At 70.0% G+C, this 22,874-nt stretch carries 21 protein-coding genes, 1 tRNA gene and 1 riboswitch; of the genes, 13 read left to right on the top strand and 9 right to left on the bottom strand.

Annotation, left to right across the window (positions count from 1 at the left end; translation table 11 throughout):
* Positions 1–42 precede the first annotated feature (42 nt).
* Both Tther_RS01060 and Tther_RS01055 read left to right on the top strand, forming a co-directional pair.
* Positions 43–1,182 (top strand): 3-deoxy-7-phosphoheptulonate synthase, encoded by a 1,140-nt coding sequence (locus Tther_RS01060; protein ID WP_143899984.1) that lies wholly within the window; start codon positions 43–45, stop codon positions 1,180–1,182.
* Positions 1,183–1,280: 98 nt separating this feature from the next.
* Positions 1,281–1,601, top strand: coding sequence for a hypothetical protein (locus Tther_RS01055; protein WP_143899982.1), 321 nt, complete (start codon positions 1,281–1,283; stop codon positions 1,599–1,601).
* Here the strand turns inward: Tther_RS01055 and mpl are convergent.
* Positions 1,595–3,055, bottom strand: a complete 1,461-nt coding sequence (mpl, locus tag Tther_RS01050; protein WP_143899981.1) for a UDP-N-acetylmuramate:L-alanyl-gamma-D-glutamyl-meso-diaminopimelate ligase — start codon at positions 3,053–3,055, stop codon at positions 1,595–1,597. The genes Tther_RS01055 and mpl overlap by 7 nt on opposite strands.
* 56 nt (positions 3,056–3,111) lie before the next feature.
* Between mpl and Tther_RS01045 the strand changes: the two genes are divergently transcribed.
* Together Tther_RS01045 and Tther_RS01040 are read left to right on the top strand one after the other, a co-directional pair.
* Complete coding sequence (locus Tther_RS01045; protein ID WP_143899979.1) at positions 3,112–3,729, top strand: hypothetical protein; 618 nt, start codon at positions 3,112–3,114, stop codon at positions 3,727–3,729.
* A complete protein-coding gene (locus Tther_RS01040) occupies positions 3,729–4,247 on the top strand; it encodes a TlpA disulfide reductase family protein (RefSeq protein ID WP_246098849.1) in 519 nt (172 codons plus the stop codon). The genes Tther_RS01045 and Tther_RS01040 overlap by 1 nt, the downstream gene beginning before the upstream one ends.
* Here the strand turns inward: Tther_RS01040 and Tther_RS01035 are convergent, their stop codons facing one another.
* The gene (locus Tther_RS01035; RefSeq protein ID WP_143899975.1) at positions 4,248–6,698 is read right to left on the bottom strand and encodes a sensor domain-containing protein; all 2,451 of its coding nucleotides are present in this window, start codon (positions 6,696–6,698) and stop codon (positions 4,248–4,250) included. It lies immediately after the preceding gene.
* Positions 6,695–7,996, bottom strand: coding sequence for an HD-GYP domain-containing protein (locus Tther_RS01030; protein ID WP_143899973.1), 1,302 nt, complete (start codon positions 7,994–7,996; stop codon positions 6,695–6,697). The genes Tther_RS01035 and Tther_RS01030 overlap by 4 nt, the downstream gene beginning before the upstream one ends.
* 123 nt (positions 7,997–8,119) lie before the next feature.
* Here Tther_RS01030 and Tther_RS01025 point away from each other — a divergent pair, with 123 nt between their 5' ends.
* A complete protein-coding gene (locus tag Tther_RS01025; protein ID WP_185974962.1) occupies positions 8,120–9,328 on the top strand; it encodes an HD-GYP domain-containing protein in 1,209 nt (402 codons plus the stop codon).
* Between the two features lie 56 nt (positions 9,329–9,384).
* On the opposite strand, the gene Tther_RS01020 is transcribed toward Tther_RS01025, so the two are convergent.
* Positions 9,385–9,461 (bottom strand) — tRNA-Pro (locus Tther_RS01020).
* Positions 9,462–9,481: 20 nt separating this feature from the next.
* The gene (locus Tther_RS01015) at positions 9,482–10,426 is read right to left on the bottom strand and encodes a polyprenyl synthetase family protein (protein WP_143900117.1); all 945 of its coding nucleotides are present in this window, start codon (positions 10,424–10,426) and stop codon (positions 9,482–9,484) included.
* A gap of 192 nt (positions 10,427–10,618) precedes the next feature.
* Positions 10,619–10,738: riboswitch (S-adenosyl-L-homocysteine riboswitch) on the top strand.
* A gap of 65 nt (positions 10,739–10,803) precedes the next feature.
* Here Tther_RS01015 and ahcY point away from each other — a divergent pair.
* The 3 genes from ahcY to metF are packed head-to-tail and all read left to right on the top strand — an operon-like array spanning position 10,804 to position 13,850.
* Positions 10,804–12,240 (top strand): adenosylhomocysteinase, encoded by a 1,437-nt coding sequence (gene ahcY / locus Tther_RS01010; RefSeq protein ID WP_143899969.1) that lies wholly within the window; start codon positions 10,804–10,806, stop codon positions 12,238–12,240.
* An 18-nt stretch (positions 12,241–12,258) separates the two neighbouring features.
* Positions 12,259–13,026 carry a TlyA family RNA methyltransferase gene (locus tag Tther_RS01005; protein WP_143900115.1) on the top strand — a complete coding sequence of 256 codons (768 nt, stop codon included), beginning with the start codon at positions 12,259–12,261 and terminating at the stop codon, positions 13,024–13,026.
* Positions 13,011–13,850 carry a methylenetetrahydrofolate reductase [NAD(P)H] gene (gene metF / locus Tther_RS01000; protein WP_143899967.1) on the top strand — a complete coding sequence of 280 codons (840 nt, stop codon included), beginning with the start codon at positions 13,011–13,013 and terminating at the stop codon, positions 13,848–13,850. The genes Tther_RS01005 and metF overlap by 16 nt, the downstream gene beginning before the upstream one ends.
* 168 nt (positions 13,851–14,018) lie before the next feature.
* Here metF and Tther_RS00995 read toward each other — a convergent pair whose 3' ends face one another.
* Positions 14,019–14,861: a DUF3047 domain-containing protein gene (locus tag Tther_RS00995; RefSeq protein ID WP_143899966.1), complete on the bottom strand. Its 843-nt coding sequence runs from the start codon at positions 14,859–14,861 to the stop codon at positions 14,019–14,021.
* 164 nt (positions 14,862–15,025) lie between these two features.
* Between Tther_RS00995 and Tther_RS00990 the strand changes: the two genes are divergently transcribed.
* Positions 15,026–16,297 carry an O-acetylhomoserine aminocarboxypropyltransferase/cysteine synthase family protein gene (locus Tther_RS00990; RefSeq protein WP_143899964.1) on the top strand — a complete coding sequence of 424 codons (1,272 nt, stop codon included), beginning with the start codon at positions 15,026–15,028 and terminating at the stop codon, positions 16,295–16,297.
* A gap of 56 nt (positions 16,298–16,353) precedes the next feature.
* Here the strand turns inward: Tther_RS00990 and Tther_RS00985 are convergent, their stop codons facing one another.
* Entirely contained in the window at positions 16,354–17,277 is a 924-nt protein-coding gene (locus Tther_RS00985; RefSeq protein WP_143899962.1) for a 23S rRNA (adenine(2030)-N(6))-methyltransferase RlmJ, read from the bottom strand.
* Positions 17,278–17,455: 178 nt separating this feature from the next.
* Here Tther_RS00985 and rplM point away from each other — a divergent pair, with 178 nt between their 5' ends.
* The 3 genes from rplM to erpA all read left to right on the top strand — a co-directional run bounded on the left by rplM (position 17,456) and on the right by erpA (position 18,837).
* The gene (rplM, locus tag Tther_RS00980) at positions 17,456–17,887 is read left to right on the top strand and encodes a 50S ribosomal protein L13 (RefSeq protein ID WP_143899960.1); all 432 of its coding nucleotides are present in this window, start codon (positions 17,456–17,458) and stop codon (positions 17,885–17,887) included.
* Positions 17,888–17,896: 9 nt separating this feature from the next.
* On the top strand, positions 17,897–18,289 hold the full coding sequence (gene rpsI, locus Tther_RS00975; RefSeq protein ID WP_143899958.1) for a 30S ribosomal protein S9: 393 nt from the start codon (positions 17,897–17,899) through the stop codon (positions 18,287–18,289).
* 173 nt (positions 18,290–18,462) lie between these two features.
* Positions 18,463–18,837, top strand: a complete 375-nt coding sequence (erpA, locus tag Tther_RS00970) for an iron-sulfur cluster insertion protein ErpA (protein WP_143899956.1) — start codon at positions 18,463–18,465, stop codon at positions 18,835–18,837.
* Between the two features lie 69 nt (positions 18,838–18,906).
* On the opposite strand, the gene Tther_RS00965 is transcribed toward erpA, so the two are convergent.
* Positions 18,907–20,028, bottom strand: coding sequence for an anhydro-N-acetylmuramic acid kinase (locus Tther_RS00965; protein ID WP_143900112.1), 1,122 nt, complete (start codon positions 20,026–20,028; stop codon positions 18,907–18,909).
* Positions 20,029–20,056: 28 nt separating this feature from the next.
* Complete coding sequence (locus tag Tther_RS00960; RefSeq protein WP_143899954.1) at positions 20,057–21,385, bottom strand: M23 family metallopeptidase; 1,329 nt, start codon at positions 21,383–21,385, stop codon at positions 20,057–20,059.
* Positions 21,386–21,598: 213 nt separating this feature from the next.
* Here Tther_RS00960 and tyrS point away from each other — a divergent pair, with 213 nt between their 5' ends.
* Positions 21,599–22,864, top strand: a complete 1,266-nt coding sequence (gene tyrS / locus Tther_RS00955; protein ID WP_143899952.1) for a tyrosine--tRNA ligase — start codon at positions 21,599–21,601, stop codon at positions 22,862–22,864.
* The last annotated feature ends 10 nt before the right edge of the window (positions 22,865–22,874 follow it).

Genomic DNA, 22,874 nt, shown 5'->3' with positions numbered 1-22,874 from the left:
TTTTTTTTTGCCCCCCGTTTCATGCCATCGAAGGAGCGTTTCATGAGCCCGAGCCCCGCCAAAGCCAGCAGCACCGACGTCTGGTATCCCCATCCGGCCGACCGCACCAGCCAGACCGACGACCAACGCATCGAGGACATCACCGTGCTGCCGCCGCCCGAGCACTTGATCCGCTTCTTTCCCATCCGCGGCACTGGCATCGAATCGCTCATCACCCGCACACGCCGCGCCATCCACCAGATCCTGCACGGCAAGGACGACCGGCTGCTGGTCATCATCGGGCCATGCTCGATCCATGACCCGGCAGCGGCCATGGAGTACGCGCGCCGCCTCAAAGAGCAGCGCGACCGCCACGCCGACACGCTCGAAATCGTGATGCGCGTGTACTTCGAAAAGCCGCGCACCACGGTGGGCTGGAAGGGCCTGATCAACGACCCGTACCTGGATGAGAGTTTTCGCATCGACGAGGGCCTGCGCATCGCGCGCCAGTTGCTCATCGAGATCAACCGGCTGGGGCTGCCGGCGGCGAGCGAATTTCTCGACGTCATCAGCCCGCAGTACATCGCCGACCTCATCGCGTGGGGGGCGATCGGGGCGCGCACCACCGAAAGCCAGGTGCACCGCGAGCTTGCCTCGGGGTTGAGTGCACCGATCGGCTTCAAAAACGGCACCGACGGCAACATCCGCATCGCCACCGACGCCATCCTGGCCGCCAGCCGCCCGCACCACTTCCTGTCGGTGCACAAAAACGGCCAGGTGGCCATCGTCCAGACCAAGGGCAACCCCGACTGCCACGTCATCCTGCGCGGCGGCAAGCTGCCCAATTACGACGCCGACAGCGTGGCCATTGCCTGCCAGCAGCTCGCCGACGCCAAGCTGCCCGCGCGCGTCATGGTGGATTGCAGCCACGGCAACAGCCAAAAGCAGCACGAGCGCCAAATCGATGTCGCGCGCGACGTGGCAGGGCAGATCGCCGCTGGGTCGGAACGCATTTTCGGTGTCATGGTGGAGAGCCACCTGCGCGCCGGCGCGCAAAAATTCACCCCGGGCAAGGACGACCCGGCGCGGCTGGCCTACGGGCAAAGCATCACCGATGCCTGCATCGATTGGGACGCCTCGGTGCAGGTGCTGCAGACCCTGGCCGACGCGGTGGCGGCGCGGCGCGCGGCGCGCCGGCGGTAAGGCGCGGGCGCTGGCGCAGGGCCGGGGGCTGCCCACGGCGTGGCCGGGGCGTGGACGGGGGGCTTGGGCGCTGCGCGCACCGGGTGTACGATGGGGCCATGCGCAATCACGTCATCGTCTCCTTTGGCCCCGACCGCGAGTACACGTTCGACCTCGATGAGGTGCAGCCCATGCCGCACGATTTGGCGCGGCAGTGGCTCGACGAACAGTTTGTGACCCTGGGTTGCGAGCCGCTGCGCCTCAGCGGCAAGGTGCTGACCGCCGACAAGCTGCTGGCCGTTGCCCAGGCGGTGGGCGAGGTGCGCTTTGCCGAAGCCGCGCACCGGCCCTGGGCCATGGTCTATGCGCGCGCGGCCAGCAGCCTGCTGGCCAAGCCGGTGATCAAGGTCGATGTGCCGGCGCTGACGGTCGGTTACTGAGCGGCCGCGGCGCCCGAGGACACGGGGTCGGCGGCCACGGCGCGCGCCTGCAGCGCGGCCAGCAGCCGGCCGTGCACGCCACCAAACGCCCCGTTGCTCATGCACAGCAGGTGGTCGCCGGGGCGCACCGCGGCCATGACCTGTGCGACCAGGGTGTCGATGTCCGGCGCGACGTGTGCGCGCGCGCCCAGCGGGGCCAGCGCGGCGGCGGCATCCCAATCCAGCCCGCCCGCGTGGCAAAAGGCCAGCGCCGCGCCCTCCAGCGCCCAGGGCAGTTGCGCCTTCATGGTGCCGCGCTTCATGGTGTTGGAGCGCGGCTCGAAGATCGCCACGATGCGTTCGTGCGCGCGTCCCCCGTGGTCCAACCGCCGGCGCAGGCCGTCGATGGTGGTGCGCATGGCGGTGGGGTGGTGGGCAAAGTCGTCGTACACCGTGACCGCGCCGCCGGGCAGCGCCACGCGTCCGCGCACCTCCAGCCGGCGGCGCACGTTGGCAAAGCTGGCCAGCGCCTCGGCCGCCGCGGACGGCGCCACGCCCAGGTGCTCGGCGGCTGCGATGGCCGCCAGCGCGTTGAGCTGGTTGTGCACGCCGGCCAGCGACCAGCGCACGTGCGCCACCGGTGTGCCGCGGCGCAACACCGCAAAGTCGTGCGCGTCGCCGTCGGCGGTGTAGTCGCTGTCGGCGGCGCCAAAGGTGCGCAGCTCGCTCCACAAACCCTGGTGCAGCACGCGCGCCAAGCTCTCCTCCAGCCCGTTGGCGATCACGCGGCCACTGGGCGGGACGGTGCGCAACAGGTGGTGAAACTGGCGCTCGATCGCCGCCAGGTCATCGAAGATGTCCGCGTGATCGAACTCCAGGTTGTTGAGCACCGCGGTGCGCGGCCGGTAGTGCACGAACTTGCTGCGCTTGTCGAAAAAGGCGGTGTCGTACTCGTCGGCCTCGATCACGAACGGGGTGCGCGCGCCCTCCACGGGCAGCCGCCCCAGGCGTGCCGAGACGCCAAAATTGAGCGGCACCCCCCCCACCAGAAACCCCGGCGCCAGCCCGGCGTGCTCCAGGATCCAGGCCAGCATGGCCGTGGTGGTCGTCTTGCCGTGCGTGCCGGCCACCGCCAGCACATGACGCCCGTGCAGCACGTGTTCGCCCAGCCACTGGGGGCCACTGGTGTAGCGCGCGCCGGCATCCAGTATCGCTTCCATGAGGGGAAACTTGGGTGCGCCGTCGGGCCCGCGCGCGCGGCTGACCACGTTGCCCACGACGAACACGTCCGGCCGCAGCGCGAGCTGATCCGCCCCATAGCCCTCGATCAGGTCGATGCCGAGTGCGCGCAGCTGCTCGCTCATCGGCGGGTAGACGCCGGCGTCGCAGCCCGTGACGCGGTGGCCCGCCTCGCGCGCCAGCGCCGCCACGCCGCCCATGAAAGTACCGCAGATGCCCAGGATGTGGATGTGCATGCCGGCATTATCGCGGCCGGCTGCATGCCGGCCGCGCATGGCGGACAATCCTGCGCATGGACACCGACACGCAACGCGAGCTGGCCGCCGTCGCGGCGGGGCTGATGGTCGATGAGGGGTTGCAGGCGCGCCAGGCCCTGCAGCGCGCGCTGCACCAGTTGCGCCTGCCGCCGCGCACCCCATGGCCGGGACCGGCGCTCCTCGACGCCGCCGTGCGCGAGCACTTGGCCATCTTCCACGCCGACACCCAGCCTGCGGAACTGCGCGCCTTGCGCGCGACGGCGCTGCACTGGATGGAGCGGCTGGCCGCGTTCGAGCCGCTGCTCGGGGGTGCGGTCTGGCATGGCACCGCCACGCGCCACTCGGACATCCACCTGCAGCTCTTTGCCGATGATCCGAAGGCGGTCGAAATCGCCCTCATCAACGCCGGGCTGGCGTATGAGGCGCAGTCGGCGCGCGGCCTGCACGGGCGCACCGCCGAGGTGCTGAGCCTGAGCGTGCGCTGCGACGGGCTGGGCGAGGTGGTGGGCCTGCACCTGTGGGTCAACGACCGCCAAGCGGGCCGCGGCGCGCGCCTGCCCGACGAACTGGGCCGGGTGCCGCGCGGCACAGCGGCCGAGGTGCGGGCGTTGCTGCACGCCACCGCGCCCGACGCGGCCAAGGAGCGCGAATGATGAACCGACGAATGGTCACGGTGGCGGTGGCCGCAGGGGCTGCCGCCGTGGGCGCCGGGGTGGCGGTGTGGCGGCTGACGCCCGGCGCCGCCGCGCCCGGGGCCGAAGAGGCCCTGTGGGCGCAGCGTTGGGAGCGGCCGCAGGGCGGCACCGTCGCCGCAGCCGACTTTCGCGGCCGGCCGCTGCTGGTCAACTTCTGGGCCACGTGGTGCCCGCCGTGCGTGGAGGAGCTGCCGCTGCTGGACCGCTTCTACCGCGAACGGCAAGCCTCGGGCTGGCAGGTGCTGGCCCTGGCCATCGACCAGCCCAGCGCCGTGCGGCAGTTTCTGCAGCGCCAGCCACTGGCATTCCCCATCGGGCTGGCCGGCTTTGGCGGCACCGAGCTGGCGCGCCAGCTCGGCAACGACACCGGGGCGCTGCCCTTTACCGTGGTGCTCGATCGCCGCGGGCGCGTGGCGCACCGCAAGCTGGGCCAGGTCAAGCCGGCCGATTTGCAGGCCTGGGCGGAAGGGCGCTGATCAACGCGGCGGGGTGCCGGCCCCGTCGTCGTGGCCCGGCGTGGCCGCATCCAGGAGCGCCGCCAGCGCAGCGGCCGGCATCGGGCGCGCAAACCAAAATCCCTGGTAGTGGTCACAGCCCAGGGCGCGCAGCGGTTGCAGCTGTTCGGCGCGCTCGACCCCCTCGGCCACCACCTCCATGCCCAGCGCGTGGCCCATCTGCACGATCGCTGCGACGATGGCCGCGTCCACACCGTCTTCGGGCATGGCGGCGATGAAGCTGCGGTCGATCTTGAGCCGGTGCAGCGGAAAGCGCTTGAGGTAGGTGAGGTTGGAGTAGCCGGTGCCGAAGTCGTCCAGCGAGAGCGCCACACCCAGATCGGCCAGCGCCTGCAGCTTGCCCAGCGCCTCGTCGGCGTCGCGGATCAGGATCGATTCGGTCAGCTCCAACTCCAGCAGATGGGGCGGCAGGCCGTGCGCCTGCAGCGCCTGCGCGACGTCCTGCACGAAGTGCGCTTGCTCAAACTGCAGCGCCGAGACGTTGACCGCCACCTGCAAGGGGTGGCCGTCGGCGGCCCAGCGCGCCGCCTGCGCCACCGCGTTGTGCAGCACCCATTGGCCCAGCCGCGCGATCAGGCCGGTTTCCTCGGCCACGGCGATGAAGGTGCCCGGCATCACCAGCCCCTCGCCAGGGCGGTGCCAGCGCAGCAGCGCCTCGCACCCCGCAACCGCGTCGCGGCGCAGGTCCACGCGCGGCTGGAAGTGCAGCTCGAACTCGCCGCGCTGCAGGCCTTCGCGCATCGCGTGGTCCATCTGGATGCGCGCCAGCAAATCGGCGTTCATGCGCGGCTGGTAGAAGCGGTAGTGGCCTTTGCCGCGCTCCTTGACCTGGTACATCGCCGTATCGGCGCACTGGATCAGCTCGTCGAGCGTCTTGCCATCCTGCGGGTACAGGGCAATGCCGATGCTGCACGAGAGCGTGAACTGCATCTCGTTGATGCTCACGGGGCGCGTGATGGCGTCGATGATGCGCTGGGCGGTTTTCTCGGCCGCGGTGCGGTCGGCGCCGTGCAGGTGGATGACGAACTCGTCGCCGCCGAGCCGCGCCAGCGTGTCGGTTTGGCGCAGGCAGCGCTGCAAGCGTTTGGCGACCTCGATGAGCACCTGATCGCCAAACAGGTGGCCCAGCGAATCGTTGATGCTCTTGAAGCGGTCCAGATCCAGAAACAGCAGCGCAAAAACCTCGCCACTGCGCTGCGCCAGCCGCACGGCATGGCCGACCCGCTCATGGAGCATGAGCCGGTTGGGCAGGCCGGTGAGCGGGTCGCTGTAGGCGAGCTGCTCGATGCGCCGCTGCGCTTCCAGCTTCTCGGACAAGTCCTTGGCAAACAGCACGGTGTTGAGGGGCTGCCCCGCGCCATCGCGCAGCAACACCCACGACGCCATCAGCGCCACGCCCGGGCGGTCCGGGTGGCGCAGCCACAGCTCGCCTTCCCAGTAGCCCTGCTCGAGCAAGGCCACCTCGACGTCCCGCGCCCAATCCGGGCGTGAGGGCGCGCTCAGCCACCGCGCTACGGGCTGGCCCTCGAGCTCGGTGGCCTCCAGGCCCGCCAGCCGCAGCGCCGCCGGGTTGCACGCCACGATGCGCTGCTGCGGGTCGGTGACGATGATGGCGTCCAGGCTGGACTCGAACACCTTGGCCGCCAGGCGCAGTTTGGCCTCGGTCGCGGCGCGTTCGGTGACGTCGCGGTAGGCATAGACGCGGCCGATCGGCCGGCCCTGGGCGAGTTGCGGGCGCGTGACCCGCTCCAGGATGCGCCCGTTGCGCAGCGGCACGATGTCGTGCGCCTCCAGCAGCGGATGGCGCTGCAGTTCCGACAGGCGGCTCTGAAAGCCGTGCGCATCGGGCACGCAAGTCGCCAGGTGGCCCCAGATGGCGGCGTCGTCCTGCTGCGTGAGCAACGCCTCGGGCAACGCCCACAGGTCGGCAAAGGCGCGGTTGAAGGCGCGGATGCGCCCGTCCAGGTCGCACACCAGAATGCCGTCCGACGACGACTCCAGCACCGCGCGCAGCTCGGCCAGCACCGTCTCGAGCTGGCGGCGCGCGCGCTGCCATTCGGTCAGATCCTGCATCGCCACCAACACGATGCGCTCGCCACCCTGCAGCGTCAGGGGGCTGACGCGCCGCCGCACCGGGCGCACGCTGCCGTCGGCCTGACGCACCAGCGCCTCGGATTCCAGCGTCTGCGCGATGCCGGCCTGCCATTCCTGCCAATACACGTGGTCCTGTGGGTCGGCGATCCAGTGCTGCACCGGTTGACCGATCAGCGCCTCGCGCTCCACTCCGAGCAGCCGGGCGGCGGCGCCGTTGGCGCTGCGGATGCGCAAGGTGTCCGGATCGACGATCCACACCGCTTCCATCAGCCCTTCGGTAATGGGGGCGCAATAGCCGTCGCGCATTTCGCTGCTCATGCCACCCTTTCCGGCCCCGTGGCGCTGCCCTCGTCCCACGGGGTGGCGCGTTCGAAGAAATAACAGTGGCGTGGCCGCGGCTCCAGGTAGTCGAGCGCGGCGCGCGGCAGCTGTTCGGCGCGCAGGCTGCGCTGGATCGACAGCTCGGGCTCGGCCTGCAGGTCCAGCAGCAGCGCCTCGCTGCGCGGCGTGCGCGGGTCGTGCACCAGCACGCGCGGCTTGAGCGGCCGGGCCGCATTGCACGCCTGCACCACGGCGTAGCGTCCGTCGCTCAGTTGCACGATGGAGCCTGGAGGATAGACGCCCACCATGCGGATGAAGCCATTGAGCGTGGCCGCTTCGAAGCGCGTGCGCTGGGTGGCAAACAGCAGCGACAAGGCCTCGTGCGGCGTGTGTGCGCGCGCCGGGTTGAGCGGGTTGCACAGGCTGTCGTAGCGGTTGACGAGCGCCAGCACGTGCGCGCCGCGCACCATGGCGTCGCCGCGGCAGCCGCTCGGAAAGCCGCTGCCATCGGCCGCCTCGTGGTGCTGGGCGATGATGTCGAGGTCGTCCGGTGCCAGGCCCATGGCGCGTCCCAGCGCCACGCCGTGGGCGACATGCTCCTGGTACGCCCGCCACTGCGCCGCGGTGAAGGCGTCGTCCTTGTAGCGCACCACATCGGGCAGCCGTACCTTGCCGATGTCGTGCAAAAACGCGGCCATGCCCAGTGCCTGCAACGCGTCGCCCGCCAGACCGAGCGCGCGCCCCAGCAACACCGACAGCACGGTCACGTTCATCGCGTGCTGGGCATCGCGGTCGCCCTGTGCGTCGCGCAGCAGCCGGATGGCCGATTCACCCTGGCCTTCGATATCGGCCAGCATCGACGCCACCAACGCGCGCGTGTGCGCGCTGGCGCCGGTGGGGTCGCGCTCGACCATGCCGATCACCTGCTGGTAGCGCTCGGTCCCCTCGTGGTAGCGGCGTTCGCACTCGTGCAGCGCGCGCCGCTGTTGCGCCAATGCGCGCGCGCGTCGCTGGGCGGGCGTTTCGGGTTCGGTCGGCGTGGCGGATGCGGCGCCGCCGGACGGTGTGGCCCCGGCCGGCGGCGGTGGCGGCATGTCGGCCTGCGGGTCGCTGCGTGCCGGGTCGATGCGCACCCGCGTCAGGCCCAGCGCGCGAATCGTGTCGATCTGACGTTGCGTGCCGATGCGAAAGCTGCTGCGCGGAAACGGATGGTCCATCCACCCCAGATCGAGCAGGACGAAGTGCCCGATGCGCAGGTCCGACACCGGGATCATCGGCAGAGGCGCGTCGGGCATGGCAGACAGCGGAGGATGGGAACGGTCATAGCGGGCATTATCGCAAGCGCTCGTGCCAATGGGGTGAAAGAGACGTCATGGTGGGGTCAAACGCACTACAGTAGCGGCATCTCGAGGCACCGTATGTACGTCCCGTTTCCCATCCGTGACATCCCTCTGGGCGAGCCGCTGCCGGTCCATGTGTGGGACCGCAGCGGGCGTTTGCTGCTGCGCAAGGGGCAAATCATCCGGGACGAACGCCACCGTGAATGGGTGGCGATGCACGATCCGCAGGTCCGGGAAGACGAGTACCGCGCCTGGACCTACCGCTACACCACGGCCATCGACCGCGCGCTGCGCGGCAACCAAAGCCTGGAGGCCATCGCCGGGGTGGGGCGGCCGATGGGCTTCGATGACACGCTCGAGCTCGCGCCCGATGAGCGCCCGGTCAGCGAAATCTGGCCCGACCTGCATGCCGCGCTGACGCTGTTGCTGCACCAGGGAGAGGCGGCGCAGGACTTTGTCGGGCGTTTTCTGTGGATCGAGCGGCGCATGCACGGCGTGCTGCGCTCGCGCGTCGATGACAGCTTGTTCGTGCTGACGCAGATGCTGTTCGACCGCGAGCTGGGCTACAGCGCCTGCCACGCGCTGCTGTGCGCGGTGATCGTGCGCCTGGTTGGGCAGACGCTGGCGTGGGATGAGGCTCGGCTGCAAAGCCTGCAGCGGGCCGCCTTGACGATGAATCTGGGCATGGCCCGGCTGCACGACGACCTGGCGCGGCAAGACGCGCCCTTGCATCCGGAGCAGCGCCGCCAGGTGCTCGAACACCCCGTGCGCAGCGAGGCCATCTTGCGCCGCTTGGGCGTGCACGACGCCCTGTGGCTGGAGCTGGTACGCGACCACCACGAACAAGTGGGTGGCACGGGCTACCCGCACGGCCGCACCGAGGTCGGTTTGCCCGCGCAGCTGCTGCGCATGGCGGATGTGTACGTGGCACGCATCAGCCCGCGTCATGCGCGCGCGGGTCTGCCCTCGCCGCGCGCGGCGCGCGATGTGTATCTGGACGCCAGTGGCATGCCCACGCCGCTGGGGACGGCGTTTCTCAAGGCCCTGGGCCTGTACCTGCCCGGCACCTACGTGGAGCTTGCCAGTGGCGAGACCGCCGTGGTGGCGCGCCGCGGGCGCCGCGCGAACACACCGCTGGTGTTTGCCATCGTGACGCGCGACGGTTGGCCGCGCGGCGAGCCGCCGCTGCGCGACACCGCCGATCCGGCCTACGAAATCCGCCGCCCGGTCTCGGCCGACGACATCCGCGTGCGCCTGCAACCGGCCAAGCTGCTGGCGCGGCTGTAACACCCGGCCACCAACGAAAAAGCCCCTGGACAGGGGCTTGCGTCAAACCATGATGATGGTCGGGGTGAGAGGATTCGAACCTCCGGCCTCTACGTCCCGAACGTAGCGCTCTACCAGGCTAAGCTACACCCCGTTGTCAGCCGCTGGCAGCCATCACGAGCGGCGCATCAGCAGTTGAGCCGCTAATTGTAGCAGAGCTTGACGGTGTTGCTCGCGCACGGGGTCCCCGCCCGGGAGGGCCTCGGCGGCGGCCATGGCGCGCTGCGCTTCGGCGGCCGCCAGCGCGCGCGCCTCAGCCAGTCCGCCGCTGTCGCGCACGATGGCCAGGATATTCCCCAGCCGGTCGCTGCCCCCGGTCTCGATCGCGGCGCGGATCAGCGCGGCGTCCTGTGGCGCGCAGCGCCGCAAGGTGCAAATGATCGGCAGCGTCACCTTGCCTTCGCGCAGGTCATCGCCCAGGTTTTTGCCCAGCTCGGCGGTGTCGCCCTCGTAATCGAGCACGTCATCGACGATCTGAAAGGCTGCCCCCAAAGCCTGCCCGTAGGTCGCGCACAGCGCCTCGGTGTGGGCGTCGGCGCCGGCCAGCAGCGCCGCCAGCCGCGCGCTGGCCTCGAACAGCTTGGCCGTTTTGGCGCGGATGACGCGCAGGTACGCCGCTTCGTCCAACGTGGCGTCGTGCATGTTCATGAGCTGCAGCACTTCGCCTTCGGCAATGACGTTGGTGGCATCGGCCAGCACGCGCATGACGCGCATGTCGCCGCAGTCCACCATCATCTGGAACGCGCGCGAGTACAGAAAGTCCCCGACCAGGACGCTGGCGGCATTGCCAAAGACCTGGTTGGCGGTGTCGCGCCCGCGCCGCAGCGTCGATTCGTCCACCACGTCGTCGTGCAGCAGGGTGGCGGTGTGGATGAACTCCACCACCGCGGCCAGGGTGTGGCGGCGCGCATCGTCACACCCCAGGGCGCCGCACATCAGCAGCAGCAGCGCAGGGCGGATGCGCTTGCCTCCCGCCCCGATGATGTAATGCGCCACCTGCCCCACCAGCGGCACGTCGCTGGACAAGCGCAAACGGATGACGGCATCCACCGCCTGCATGTCGGCGGCCACCAGCTGCAGCGCGTGGGCGGCGTTGGGGGGGGAGACGGTGGTATCCAAGATGGCGGCGTGTGGAACTCGACGGCAGTGCCCGATCGGCACGGGCCGCGGGGGATGGGCAATCGTCACGCCGATTATAGAAACCCCTGTTGGAAACCCCGTTGCGGTCCGTGCGGCCTATAATGCCGTTGGTTTTGCGAGGAGCGTTGCAGCGCCGTGGTCGTCAGCCGCACCGGCGCGAGGCTCGACGAAACCGCCGCAAAGCGTGCGATGGGCGCGCAGCGGCCCTGTTGACAACGACGCTCACCCACCGGCGTGTGGCGTGAGCATAAGCGCCGCGCTGGCGCCGGTGGCCGTCTACGCGAAGGAGTCACCGCATGAACGCACCGCTCAAACACCCGCCGCCCACCGACTGCGTCGTGGCCGATCTGGGCCTGGCCGACTGGGGCCGCAAGGAAATCCGCATCGCCGAGACCGAAATGCCGGGCCTGATGGCGATCCGCGACGAGTACGCCGCCAGCCAACCCCTCAAAGGCGCGCGCATTGCCGGCAGCCTGCACATGACCATCCAGACCGCGGTGCTGATCGAGACCCTGCAGGCGCTGGGCGCGCAGGTGCGCTGGGCATCGTGCAACATTTTTTCGACGCAGGACCACGCGGCAGCCGCCATCGCCGCCGCTGGCACGCCGGTGTTTGCCTTCAAGGGCGAGACGCTGGAGCAGTACTGGGACTACACGCACCGCATCTTCGAGTTCGGCCCGGCCGGCAGCCCCGACGAGGGGCCCAACATGATCCTGGACGACGGCGGTGATGCCACCTTGCTGATGCACCTGGGCAAGCAGGCCGAGCGCGACCCGTCGGTGCTCGACCACCCGGGCAGCGAGGAAGAGCGCGTGCTCTTTGCCGCCATCCGTGCCCGCCTGGCGCAGGATCCGACCTGGTACAGCCGCAAGGCGGCGCAGATCATCGGCGTGACCGAGGAAACCACCACCGGCGTCAACCGCCTCAAGCAGATGGCCGCGCGCGGTGAGCTGATGTTTCGCGCCATCAACGTCAACGACTCGGTGACCAAGAGCAAGTTCGACAACCTCTATGGCTGCCGCGAGTCGCTGGTCGATGGCATCAAACGCGCCACGGATGTGATGGTGGCCGGCAAGATCGCCGTGGTGTGCGGCTACGGCGACGTGGGCAAGGGCAGCGCGCAGGCGCTGCGCGCCTTGTCGGCCCAGGTGTGGGTGACCGAGATCGACCCGATCTGCGCGCTGCAGGCGGCCATGGAGGGCTACAAGGTCGTCACCATGGACTGGGCGTGCGACAAGGCCGATATTTTCGTCACCGCCACCGGCAACAAGCACGTCATCACCTACGAGCACATGGCCCGCATGAAGGACCAGGCCATCGTGTGCAACATCGGCCACTTCGACAACGAGATCGACGTCGCCGCGCTGGAGGCGCGCTGCCGCTGGGAGGAGATCAAGCCGCAGGTCGATCACGTCATCTTCGAGGACGGCAAGCGCATCATCCTGCTGGCCAAGGGGCGCCTGGTCAACCTGGGTTGCGCCACCGGCCACCCGAGCTATGTGATGAGCAGCTCGTTTGCCAACCAGACGATCGCGCAAATCGAGCTCTTTACCCACCGCGACTACTACGAAAAAGGCAAGGTGTACGTGCTGCCCAAGCACCTGGACGAGAAGGTGGCGCGGCTGCAGCTCAAAAAGCTGGGCGCCATGCTGACCGAGCTCACCGACGAGCAGGCCGCCTACATCGGGGTGCCCAAAGAGGGGCCGTACAAGCCCGACACCTACCGCTACTGAGGCGGGGTGCGCGCGCCCATGCGGGCCGACCAGGCATTGGTGCAGGCGGGGCTGGCGGCCTCGCGTTCGGCGGCGCAGCGGCTGATCGCGGCCGGCGCGGTGCGGTGGCGCGCGGGCGAGGGCGCGCCCTGGCAGCCGCTGCGCAAGGCCGGTGAGGCGGTGCCGCCGGCGGCGCAGTGGCAGCTCGCGGATGACACCGAGGTGCGCTATGTCTCGCGCGGCGGGCTCAAACTCGCCGCGGCGCTGCAGCGCACCGGGGTGGCGGTGCGCGGCCGGCGCTGCCTGGACGTGGGCCAAAGCACCGGCGGCTTTACCGACTGCCTGCTGCAGGCGGGCGCGGCGCAGGTGGTGGGCGTGGACGTTGGCCACGGCCAGCTGCACCCACGGCTGCGCACAGACGCGCGCGTGCTGGCGATCGAGGGCTGCAACGCGCGCGAGCTCAGCGCCGAGCGTCTGCTGGCCGCCGGCGGGCCGGCTGCGGCGCCGCCCTTCGACCTCATCGTCGGGGACCTATCGTTCATTTCGCAAACGCTGGTGTGGCCAGCGCTGCTGCCGCTGCTGGCCCCGCACGGGCACATGCTGATGCTGGTCAAGCCCCAGTTCGAGCTGCAGCCGGCCGACATCGGCAAAGGCGGCATCGTGCGCGATGCGGCGGCTTTTGCGCGCGTGCGCGCGCGCATCGAACACGCCGCAGCGCAGCTGGGCCTGGTGCTGCGCGACTACTTCGACAGTCCGATCGCCGGCGGCGACGGCAACCGGGAGTTTTTGGCATGGCTTTGCCATTGAGTTTCGAATTCTTTCCGCCCAAGACGCCGGAAGGGGCGGCCAAGTTGCGCGCGGCGCGCCACCAACTGTATGCGGCGCGGCCGCAGTTTTGCTCGGTGACCTACGGTGCCGGTGGCTCCACGCAGGCCGGGACGGTGGCCACGGTGGGCGACATCCTGGCCGAAGGCGTGCCGGCGGCGGCGCATTTTTCGTGCATCGGTGCCACGCGCGAGCGCGTGCGCCGCCAACTTGCCGAGCTGCAGGCGATGGGCGTGCGGCGGCTGGTGGCGTTGCGTGGTGACCTGCCCAGTGGCTACGGCCTGGGCGGTGAGTTCACCTACGCCAGCGATTTGGTGGCTTTCATCCGCGCGGAGTTCGGCGCCGCCTTCCACATCGAGGTCGCGGCCTATCCGGAGATGCACCCGCAGGCGCGCTCGCCCCAGGCCGATCTGCAGGCGTTTGCGGCCAAGGTGCGCGCCGGTGCCGATTCGGCCATCACACAGTATTTCTTCAACACCGACGCCTACTTTCGCTTCGTCGACGAGGCCTATGCGCTGGGGGTGGACGTGCCGATCGTGCCTGGCATCATGCCGATCACCAACGCCAGCCAGCTGCTGCGCTTTTCCGACGCCTGTGGGGCCGAGATCCCGCGCTGGATCCGGCTGCGCCTGCAGTCCTTTGGCGACGACGTGGCCTCGATTCGCGCCTTCGGGCTGGAGGTGGTGACGGATTTGTGCGACCAACTGCGCACCGCGGGCGTCCCGGGCCTGCACTTCTACACCATGAACCAGGCCGAGCCGACGCTGGCGATTTTGCAGCGGCTGGGTATGCTCGAGACAGCGTGACGAGGTGCAGCGCCGCATGGTGGCGCATGGGTGCATGCCTCGTGGAAAGGGCGCCATGGACGGGATCGAACAGGCCCGTCAGCCGCTGGCCGGCGCCCTGTGCCGGCAAGTCGATCGGTGGTTGGCCTGGGTGCAGCGGTTCGTCGATGGTGCCGGGACATAGCGCCGTCATCGCCCGCGCCGGATCAGCTCGAGCGGCCCGTACCAGGCCGCCGCGCGGGAGCGTGTGTTGTTGGCGTCGGTCATCAGGCCGACGGCGACCAGCGCCGTCGGCGTCTCGCCGAAGGCGAGCCGCATGTCGGCCAGCGGGTCGCGCTCCAGTTCCAGCCAGCGGCCCAGAGCCTGCGCGCCGCTGGCGGCGACGAGCTTGCGGATGCGGCCGGTGCCGGGGTGGCGCACGACGGTGCCGACCGGCAGCCGCGCGTCCCAGACGTACATCAGCGTGGCATCCGGCAGCGGCTCGCCGGTGACCAGGCGCGCCAGTTCCGACAGGTGGTGGTCGCGCGGCGTCCAGTGCTCGCGCCCGCCTTCGAAGGCCAGGATCACGCGCGCCACCGCGTCGTCGGTGTCGCGGTCCGACAGGTCGAAGGCCGGGTTGAGCTCGTCCACCCACCACGACCAGCGCAGCGCCGCGAGTTCGGAGGCCGGCACGCGCAGGCGCATGCGCACCGCGGAGGTGCCGGCGTCGCTGTCGGCACGCAGTGCCGGGCGGCCGGCGTGTTGGCCGGCGCGGTAGTGCGTGATGCGCCGTTGCGGAAAGATCTGGTGTTCCCAACGCCCGCCGGGGGCGAGCCGGCTGGCCTGCGCCCAGGCGGAGTCGGCCAGTGTCGCCTCTCCGCCGTCGGCCTCGCCGGCGGGCCGCGACAAACCGGCGCAGCCGGCCAGCGCCGCGGCGGCGCCGGCAGCGCTCCACGTGAGCGCTCGGCGCCGGCTCAGCGGCGGCCCTGCCAGCAGGCTGCGCGGCGGGTGCAGGGGGTGGTGTTGAGGCGCGGTAGGCGGTAGCGTTGGCATGGATGCTGGCGGTAGCGGGGACGGCGGCGGTGTTATAGCGCACGGTCATGTCGTCATGACGCAAATGTCGTGGACGCCGCCGCGGTGGCTGCGGTATGGTTGCGGCCGTTGCATTTTGTCAACCCGCTGTTGCCCCCCCCAGACTTGCGAAGGAGAGTTCGCCGATGCGATTCGAGACCCAGGCCGTGCACGCCGGCTACCGCCCCGACCCCACCACCAAGGCCGTGGTGCCGCCCATCTACCAGACGGTGGCGTACGCCTTCGACAGCGCGCAGCACGGCGCGGACCTGTTCGACCTGAAGGTGCCGGGCAACATCTACACGCGCATCATGAACCCGACCCAGTCGGTGCTGGAAGAGCGCCTGGCGGCGCTGGAAGGTGGCGTGGGCGCGCTGGCGCTGGCCTCTGGCCAGGCGGCCATCACCTACGCCATCCAGACGATAGCCGAAGCGGGCGACAACATCGTGTCGGCCAGCGCCTTGTACGGCGGCACCTACAACCTGTTTGCGCACACGCTGCCGCAGTACGGCATCGAGGTGCGGTTTGCCGACAGCGACCGGCCGGAAACGTTTGAGCCCCTGATCGACGCGCGCACCAAGGCGATTTACTGCGAGTCCATGGGCAACCCGCGCGGCAATGTCACCGACATCGCCGCGTTGGCGGCCATCGCGCACCGCCACGGCGTGCCGCTGATCGTCGACAACACGGTGCCGAGCCCCTACCTGTGCCGCCCGTTCGAGCACGGTGCCGACATCGTCGTGCACTCGCTGACCAAATACCTGGGCGGCCACGGCAATAGCGTGGGGGGCGCCATCGTCGATTCGGGGCGCTTCCCCTGGGCCGAGCACAAGGCGCGCTTCAAGCGCCTCAACGAACCCGACGTCAGCTACCACGGCGTGGTCTACACCGAGGCGCTGGGGCCGGCCGCCTACATCGGGCGCGCGCGCGTGGTGCCGCTGCGCAACATGGGCGCGGCCATCTCGCCGTTCAACGCGTTTTTGATCCTGCAAGGCATCGAGACGCTGCCCCTGCGCATGGACCGTATCTGCGACAACACGCTGGCGGTGGCGCAGTACCTGCGTCAGCACCCCAAGGTGCGCTGGGTGCGCTACGCCGGCCTGCCCGACGACCCGTACCATGCGCTGGCGCAGCGCTACCTGGGCGGCCGCGCCTCCGGGCTGCTGACCTTCGGTATCGAGGGCGGGCGCGCCGCCGGCGAGCGCTTCCTGGATGCGCTGCAGTTGTTTACGCGGCTGGTCAACATTGGCGATGTGCGCTCGCTGGCCACGCACCCAGCCTCGACCACGCACCGGCAACTCTCGCCCGAAGAACTGGCCAAGGCCGGCGTCACCGAGGACACGGTGCGCCTGTGCGTGGGCATCGAGCACATCGACGACCTGCGCGCCGATCTGGAGCAGGCGCTCGGCCGCGCCTGAGCCGCGCGGCACAGGTTCCCGTGCGCCCGCGCTCGCGCGCGCAACGCCCGCTGCGCTCACCCTTCGTGGGTCGCCACCCGCCAGTCTGCGCCGGTCCCCTGGCGCAGCGCCGCCAGCACCCAGGGCAGGGCCGCGCGCAACTGCGCGGCCAGGGTGTAGGGGGGATTGATCACGAACAGGCCGCTGGCGCGCAGCCCGCCCACGGGCCGGCCGCGGGCGGCGGTGGCCTTGGCTTGCGGGTCCGGACGGGCACCCACGTTGAGCTCGGCCTGCAGCCACGGGCGCTGGGCGCGTTGCGCCAGGGCGCGCAGACGGCGCGGCAGCTGGTGCGCCTCCGTGCGGCCGATCACGGGGTACCACACCAGGTAGCACCCAACGGCAAAGCGCGCCAGCGCATCGGCCACGGTGGCAGCCACGCAGGCGTAGTCGGTCTTGAGCTCGTAGCTGGGGTCGATCAGCACCAAGCCACGGCGTGTCGGCGGGGGCAGCAGGGCGCGTAGGCCGTCAAAGCCGTTGTCGCGGCGCAGCTCGATGGCCGGGTGCGGTGTGCGCTGGCGCCACGCGCGCACGGCGCGGTCGAGCAAGCGCCCGTCGGTGGGATGCAGTTCGAACAGGGTCAGCCGATCCTGCGGCCGCAGCAGCGCCTGCAGCAGCGCCGGCGAGCCAGGGTAGTGCAGCAGCGTGCCATCCGGGTTGAAGCTGCGCAGGCAACCGAGGTAGTCCTGCACGGCGTCGGGCAAGGGCGCTGCGGCGCTTGCGCGGGTCGCGGCGTCCCAGAGCGCGCCCACCCCATGCGCCGCCTCGCCCGACGTGCGCGCCTGCTCGTGGTCGAGGCGGTACAGGCCGGCGCCGGCATGGGTGTCCACCAACCGCAAGCCCCCCTCCTTGGTGTGCAGATGGCGCAGCGTGGCCAGCAAGGCCATGTGTTTGAGCACGTCGGCGTGGTTGCCGGCATGGAAGGCGTGTCGGTAGCTGAACATGGCCCGATGGTAGCCGAGTGCGCACAGGCCTTGGCGTTTGGGCGTGTTAGCGGCTACAATGCCATGTTTCGCAGCGATAGCATGGCCCCGCGGCGAACGCTTCCCCCCCACCTAAGAGGCTGCCAGCAGAGCAGCACCGACCGTGGAAAAGGGCCAGCCCAAACCACAGGAAACTGACATGACCAAAACCTTCAGCGCCAAGCCCGCTGAGGTGGTGCATGAGTGGTTTGTGATTGACGCCACCGACAAGGTGCTCGGACGTGTCGCCAGCGAAGTGGCACGCCGACTGCGCGGCAAGCACAAGGCCATCTACACCCCTCACGTCGATACGGGCGACTTCATCATCGTCGTCAACGCCGACAAGATCCGCGTCACGGGCAACAAAGCCCTGGACAAGATCTACTACCGCCACACCGGCTACCCCGGTGGCATCCGCTCGATCAACTTCCGCGACATGCAGGCCAAGCACCCGGGCCGCGCGCTGGAGAAGGCCGTCAAGGGCATGCTGCCCAAGGGCCCGCTGGGCTACGCCATGATCAAGAAGCTCAAGGTCTATGCCGGCCCCGAGCATCCGCACGGCGCGCAGCAACCCAAGGCGTTGGAAATCTAAGGAGCGGCCATGATTGGTGAATGGAACAATGGCACGGGCCGTCGCAAGTCCAGCGTCGCGCGCGTGTTTCTCAAGAAAGGCTCCGGCAAGATCACGATCAACGGTCGCGACATCCAGGACTACTTTGGTCGTGAGACGTCGATCATGATCGCCAAGCAGCCCCTGGTGCTGACCAACCACCTCGAGACGTTCGACATCATGGTCAACGTCCACGGGGGCGGCGAATCGGGCCAGGCCGGTGCCGTGCGCCACGGCATCACCCGTGCGCTGATCGATTACGATCCTGCGCTCAAGCCGCAACTGAGTGCGGCGGGCTACGTCACGCGCGACGCGCGTGAGGTCGAGCGCAAGAAAGTGGGTCTGCGCAAGGCCCGCCGCGCCAAGCAGTTCAGCAAGCGCTGATCGCTGCGTTGCCTGCCGACCGCCCGCCTCCGCCGCGGGCGGTTTTTTTTCGGGCGCACGCTGCCCATGCCGTCAGGAGGCCATGGGCGCGGCAGGGACATTGCCCACCCCCGGTTTGGGAAAATCCCGACTGTTTTGCTATCCTTTTGCCGTTGTTTGTCAGGACGAACACCATGACCGCGCTTGCCGATACCGCCACCCCCGAAACCGAAATGCCCGCGCCGCTCATCTTCACCGATGCTGCGGCGGCCAAGGTGGCCGAACTGATTGCCGAGGAGGGCAACCCCGACCTGAAGCTGCGCGTCTTCGTGCAAGGCGGCGGCTGCTCGGGCTTCCAGTACGGCTTCACCTTCGACGAAGTGGTCAACGAAGACGATACGCAGATGACCAAGAACGGAGTCACGCTGCTGATCGACGCCATGAGCTACCAGTACCTGGTCGGCGCCGAAATCGACTACAAAGAAGACCTGCAGGGCGCGCAGTTCGTCATCCGCAACCCCAACGCCACCACCACCTGCGGCTGCGGCTCGAGCTTCAGCGTGGGTTGACCTGCGGGCCGCCTGTGCGGCGGGCGGGCGCCGCCCCGTCTGGCGCACCCGCGCGTGGGTGCCGCAGCATCACGCGGGGTACACCGCGCCCAGGATGCGCGGGCCGCGGGCACCGGTCACCTCGGTCGCATTGCCGGGGCGGCCCAGCAGCGTTTGCCGCGCCAGCCAGGCGAAGGCGGCAGCCTCCACCCATTGCACCGGCCAACCGTGTGCGGCGGTCGTGGTCACGTCCGTCGCCGGCAGCCGCTCGCGCAGCCCGTCGAGCAGCGCGCGGTTGAGCGCACCGCCCCCGCACACCAGCATGCGCTGCGGCCCACCGCCATCGTGCGTGCCCCACGGCACCGCCGCGGCGGCGCGGGCGATGCTCTCCACCGTCAACGCCACCAGGGTGGCCTGCACGTCCACTGGCGTCGCGTCGGGATGGCGGGCGACGATGGCATCGAGCCACCCCATGTGAAAATGGTCGCGCCCCGTGCTGCGCGCCCCTTGGCGGTCAAAGTACGGGTCGGCCAGCAAATCGGCCAGCAGCGCGGTGTGCACGCGTCCGTGGCGGCTCCAGGCGCCTGCGGCGTCGTAGCGCGCGCCGGTGTGGCGCTCGCACCAGGCGTCGAGCAGCACGTTGCCGGGGCCGGTGTCAAAGCCCAGCAGCGCGCCGTCCGCGCACAGCGCGGTGAGGTTGGCGATGCCGCCGATGTTGACCACGGCGACGGCGCGACCCGGGTGGGCAAACGCGGCGCGGTGGAAGGCGGGCACGAGCGGCGCTCCCTGGCCACCGGCCGCGATGTCGCGGCTGCGAAAGTCGGCCACCACCGCGATGCCGGTGGCTTCGGCCAGCCGCGCCGGCGCCAGCAGTTGCAGCGTGTAGGGCGCCTCGCCGGGCGCCAGCCGGGGGTGGGCCGGTGGCATGTGCCGCACCGTTTGGCCGTGCGCGCCAATGGCGGCCACGTGCGCGGCGCCGATGCCCGCGCGCGCCAGCAGCCGCTCGACGACGGTGGCATAAAGGTCGCTCAGCGCTGCCGCGGCCTGCGCGGCGCGGTGCAGTTCGTCGGGCCCGGGGTGTTGCAGGGCCAGCAGGGCGGCGCGCAGGTCGTCGGGCAGCGGTAGGCTGGCGTCGGCCACCACGTGGCCCGTGTCGTCACCGTCGTAGCGGACCAGCACCCCGTCGACGCCGTCGAGCGAGGTGCCCGACATCAACCCGATGCAGTGCACGGTGGCGGCGTCACTCGGCGCTGGCCTGCACCAACGTGGTTGCCGCCGCCAGCTGTTCGCGCATGGCGCTGGCCACGCGCTCGAAATCGGCGCGCCAGCGCGCCTCGATGGGCTCGCCCGCGGCGTTGTCGCGTGCCAAGGTCAACGGGTCGCGGTGCGCACCGCCGACGATGTACTCGAAGTGCAGGTGCGGCCCGGTCGCCGTGCCGGTGGCGCCAACGGCCCCCAGCGTCTGTCCCTGCTCGATGCGCTGGCCTTTGCGCACGTCGATGCGGCTCAGGTGCGCGTAGAGCGTCTTGCGGTTTTGCTTGTGCTGCAGGATGACCACGTTGCCGTAGCCGCGTTGCCAACCGGCAAACTCGACCACCGCATCCGCGACGCTGCGCACCGGCGTGCCGGTGGGCGCGGCGTAATCCACGCCCATGTGGGCGCGCCGGTCGCCGTGCACGGGGTGAAAGCGCATGCCGTAGCCGCTGCTGACGCGCGAGAACGCCAGCGGCGAGGCGAGGAAGGCGCGCTGCAGGCTTTCGCCCTGGAGGTTGTAGTACGCACCGCGCCCCTGAGGGGGTTGGAACCACACGAGCTGGTGGCGGCGCCCGGCGTTGCGGAATTCCGCCCCCAGCAGCCGGCCGTAGCGCAACACCTCGCCGTCGGCCTCCAGGGCTTCGTAGACGACGCCAAAGCTGTCGCCCGCGCGCAGGTCGCGACGGAAATCGATGTCCCCCGAAAACAGGTCGGCCAGTTGCGACGCGATGCTGTCGGGCAGCCGCGCGGCGTCGGTGGCGGCAAAGAGCGAGGTGCGAATCGTCCCGCTGGCCATGCGCACGGTGGCCGACAAGGGGGCGCTTTCGAGGTGGGCGTGCAAGCGCTCGCCGTCGCGCTGCACGGTCAGGCGCTGGAAGCTGGCGCTGTCGTCGCGGGTCAGCCAGCGTGCGCGCAGGCGCAGCAGACGGCCGTCGTCGTCCACCTCGGCGCTCACCAGCTTGCCCGGCCGGCCGCGCCAGAGTTCCGAGGCCTGGGGGCTGCGGCGCAGGAAGTCGGCGGCCGCGCGGTCGTCAACCCCCAGGCGCTGCAGCAGCGTGACCAAGGTGTCGTCACGGCGCGTGACGTCGGTGCGGTAGAGGATGAAGGGGGCGGGCGCGCTGTCCACCGGCGCGGTGTAGGCCGCCGCCACCGCCTCGGTGACCTGGCGTTGCGGCAGCTCGGCGAGCGCGTCGTCCACCGCACCCGTGCCGAATGCGGTGACGCCCGTGCCCAGCAAGACCGCCCCCAAGGCGGCCATCACCCGCCGGGGATGGCGCTGCAGCGCGCGCTGCCAGTGTAGGAACCGATCGATCATGCCGTATCCGGTGAGCCAACGGGCCGTGTCGTACCACGGCCCGTCCCGACTGTGGGCCGGACGGGCCGGCCCACAGGGCGTGCAGGGTGCAGGGACGTTCGCCGACTACAATCGGGAGCACGCGTCGCGCCTGGCCACGCCATTGCCCGAACCGGCGAACCGATTCGCGGGAGTATACCGTCCCGGGCCCCGTCGTCATCTGTGCAAACCCTCATGAATATTTCCACAGTACCTGCGGCCCAGGGGGCCGATGCGGTCGAGGAGGCGCTGCAAGGCGCCTCGGATGCGGTGCGCCACGCCCTGGCCGTGACCCGCCGTGGCTGCGAGGAGCTGCTGCCGGTGGCCGATTGGGTGCGCAAGCTGCGCCGCAGCGAAGCCACCGGCCAGCCGCTGCGCATCAAACTGGGGCTGGACCCGACCGCGCCCGACATCCACTTGGGCCACACGGTGGTGCTCAACAAGCTGCGGCAGTTGCAGGACCTGGGGCACACCGTGATCTTTTTGATCGGCGACTTCACCTCGCTCATCGGTGACCCGTCGGGGCGCAACAGCACGCGCCCGCCGCTGACGCCCGAGCAGATCCAGGCCAACGCACAGACCTACTACCGCCAGGCCAGCCTGGTGCTGGACCCGCAGCGCACCGAGATCCGCTACAACAGCGAGTGGAGCGACGCCTTGGGCGCGCGCGGCATGATCCAGCTGGCGGCCAAGTACACGGTGGCGCGCATGCTCGAGCGCGACGATTTCACCAAGCGCTTTCAGTCGCACACGCCGATTTCGGTGCACGAGTTCCTCTACCCGTTGATGCAGGGCTACGACTCGGTGGCGCTCAAGAGCGACCTGGAGCTGGGCGGGACCGATCAGAAATTCAACCTGCTCATGGGGCGGCACCTGCAACAGGAGTACGGGCAGGAGCCGCAGTGCATCCTGACCATGCCGCTGCTGGAGGGGCTCGACGGTGTCGAGAAGATGTCCAAGTCCAAGGGCAACTACATCGGCATCACCGAGGACCCCAACACCATGTTTGCCAAGGTGCTCTCGATCAGCGACGAGCTGATGTGGCGCTGGTACACGCTGCTGTCGTTCCGCTCGGAGGCGGAAATCGCCGCCCTGCAGCGCGAGGTGGCCGAGGGGCGCAACCCCAAGGACGTCAAGGTGCTGCTGGCCAAGGAAATCACCGCGCGCTTCCACGGCGCGGCCGCGGCCGAGGCGGCCGAGCAGGATTTCATGCTGCGCGCGCGCGGCGGCGTGCCGGCGCAGATCCCCGCGGTCACGCTCAGCGGCGCGCCCATGGGCATCGGCGCGCTGCTCAAGGCGGCGGGGCTGGCGCCGTCCACCAGCGAGGCCAACCGCCTCATCGACGGCGGCGGCGTGCGCGTGGAGGGCAACGTGGTGCACGACAAGGGCCTCAAGCTCGCCGCCGGCACCTATGTGGTCCAGGTGGGCAAGCGCAAGTTTGCCCGCGTCACCCTGGCCTGAGCGGGGCAGG

It is taken from the genome of Tepidimonas thermarum, from assembly GCF_007556705.1.
Taxonomy (GTDB): domain Bacteria; phylum Pseudomonadota; class Gammaproteobacteria; order Burkholderiales; family Burkholderiaceae_C; genus Tepidimonas; species Tepidimonas thermarum.
This window is presented reverse-complemented; position numbering and strand designations above follow the sequence as displayed.

Bases quoted from the DNA above. Each gene is read 5' to 3' on its own strand.
- Tther_RS01055 (WP_143899982.1), top strand. From the start codon at position 1,281: ATGCGCAATCACGTCATCGTCTCCTTTGGCCCCGACCGCGAGTACACG.
- Tther_RS01035 (WP_143899975.1), bottom strand. From the start codon at position 6,698: ATGAGCAGCGAAATGCGCGACGGCTATTGCGCCCCCATTACCGAAGGG.
- Tther_RS01060 (WP_143899984.1), top strand. From the start codon at position 43: ATGAGCCCGAGCCCCGCCAAAGCCAGCAGCACCGACGTCTGGTATCCC.
- rpsI (WP_143899958.1), top strand. From the start codon at position 17,897: ATGATTGGTGAATGGAACAATGGCACGGGCCGTCGCAAGTCCAGCGTC.
- Tther_RS00985 (WP_143899962.1), bottom strand. From the start codon at position 17,277: ATGTTCAGCTACCGACACGCCTTCCATGCCGGCAACCACGCCGACGTG.
- Tther_RS01040 (WP_246098849.1), top strand. From the start codon at position 3,729: ATGAACCGACGAATGGTCACGGTGGCGGTGGCCGCAGGGGCTGCCGCC.
- Tther_RS00965 (WP_143900112.1), bottom strand. From the start codon at position 20,028: ATGTCGGGCACCTCGCTCGACGGCGTCGACGGGGTGCTGGTCCGCTAC.
- Tther_RS01030 (WP_143899973.1), bottom strand. From the start codon at position 7,996: ATGCCCGACGCGCCTCTGCCGATGATCCCGGTGTCGGACCTGCGCATC.
- Tther_RS01045 (WP_143899979.1), top strand. From the start codon at position 3,112: ATGGACACCGACACGCAACGCGAGCTGGCCGCCGTCGCGGCGGGGCTG.
- tyrS (WP_143899952.1), top strand. From the start codon at position 21,599: ATGAATATTTCCACAGTACCTGCGGCCCAGGGGGCCGATGCGGTCGAG.
- rplM (WP_143899960.1), top strand. From the start codon at position 17,456: ATGACCAAAACCTTCAGCGCCAAGCCCGCTGAGGTGGTGCATGAGTGG.
- mpl (WP_143899981.1), bottom strand. From the start codon at position 3,055: ATGCACATCCACATCCTGGGCATCTGCGGTACTTTCATGGGCGGCGTG.
- erpA (WP_143899956.1), top strand. From the start codon at position 18,463: ATGACCGCGCTTGCCGATACCGCCACCCCCGAAACCGAAATGCCCGCG.
- Tther_RS00960 (WP_143899954.1), bottom strand. From the start codon at position 21,385: ATGATCGATCGGTTCCTACACTGGCAGCGCGCGCTGCAGCGCCATCCC.
- metF (WP_143899967.1), top strand. From the start codon at position 13,011: ATGGCTTTGCCATTGAGTTTCGAATTCTTTCCGCCCAAGACGCCGGAA.
- Tther_RS01005 (WP_143900115.1), top strand. From the start codon at position 12,259: ATGCGGGCCGACCAGGCATTGGTGCAGGCGGGGCTGGCGGCCTCGCGT.
- Tther_RS00995 (WP_143899966.1), bottom strand. From the start codon at position 14,861: ATGCCAACGCTACCGCCTACCGCGCCTCAACACCACCCCCTGCACCCG.
- Tther_RS01015 (WP_143900117.1), bottom strand. From the start codon at position 10,426: ATGCAGGCGGTGGATGCCGTCATCCGTTTGCGCTTGTCCAGCGACGTG.
- Tther_RS01025 (WP_185974962.1), top strand. From the start codon at position 8,120: ATGTACGTCCCGTTTCCCATCCGTGACATCCCTCTGGGCGAGCCGCTG.
- Tther_RS00990 (WP_143899964.1), top strand. From the start codon at position 15,026: ATGCGATTCGAGACCCAGGCCGTGCACGCCGGCTACCGCCCCGACCCC.
- ahcY (WP_143899969.1), top strand. From the start codon at position 10,804: ATGAACGCACCGCTCAAACACCCGCCGCCCACCGACTGCGTCGTGGCC.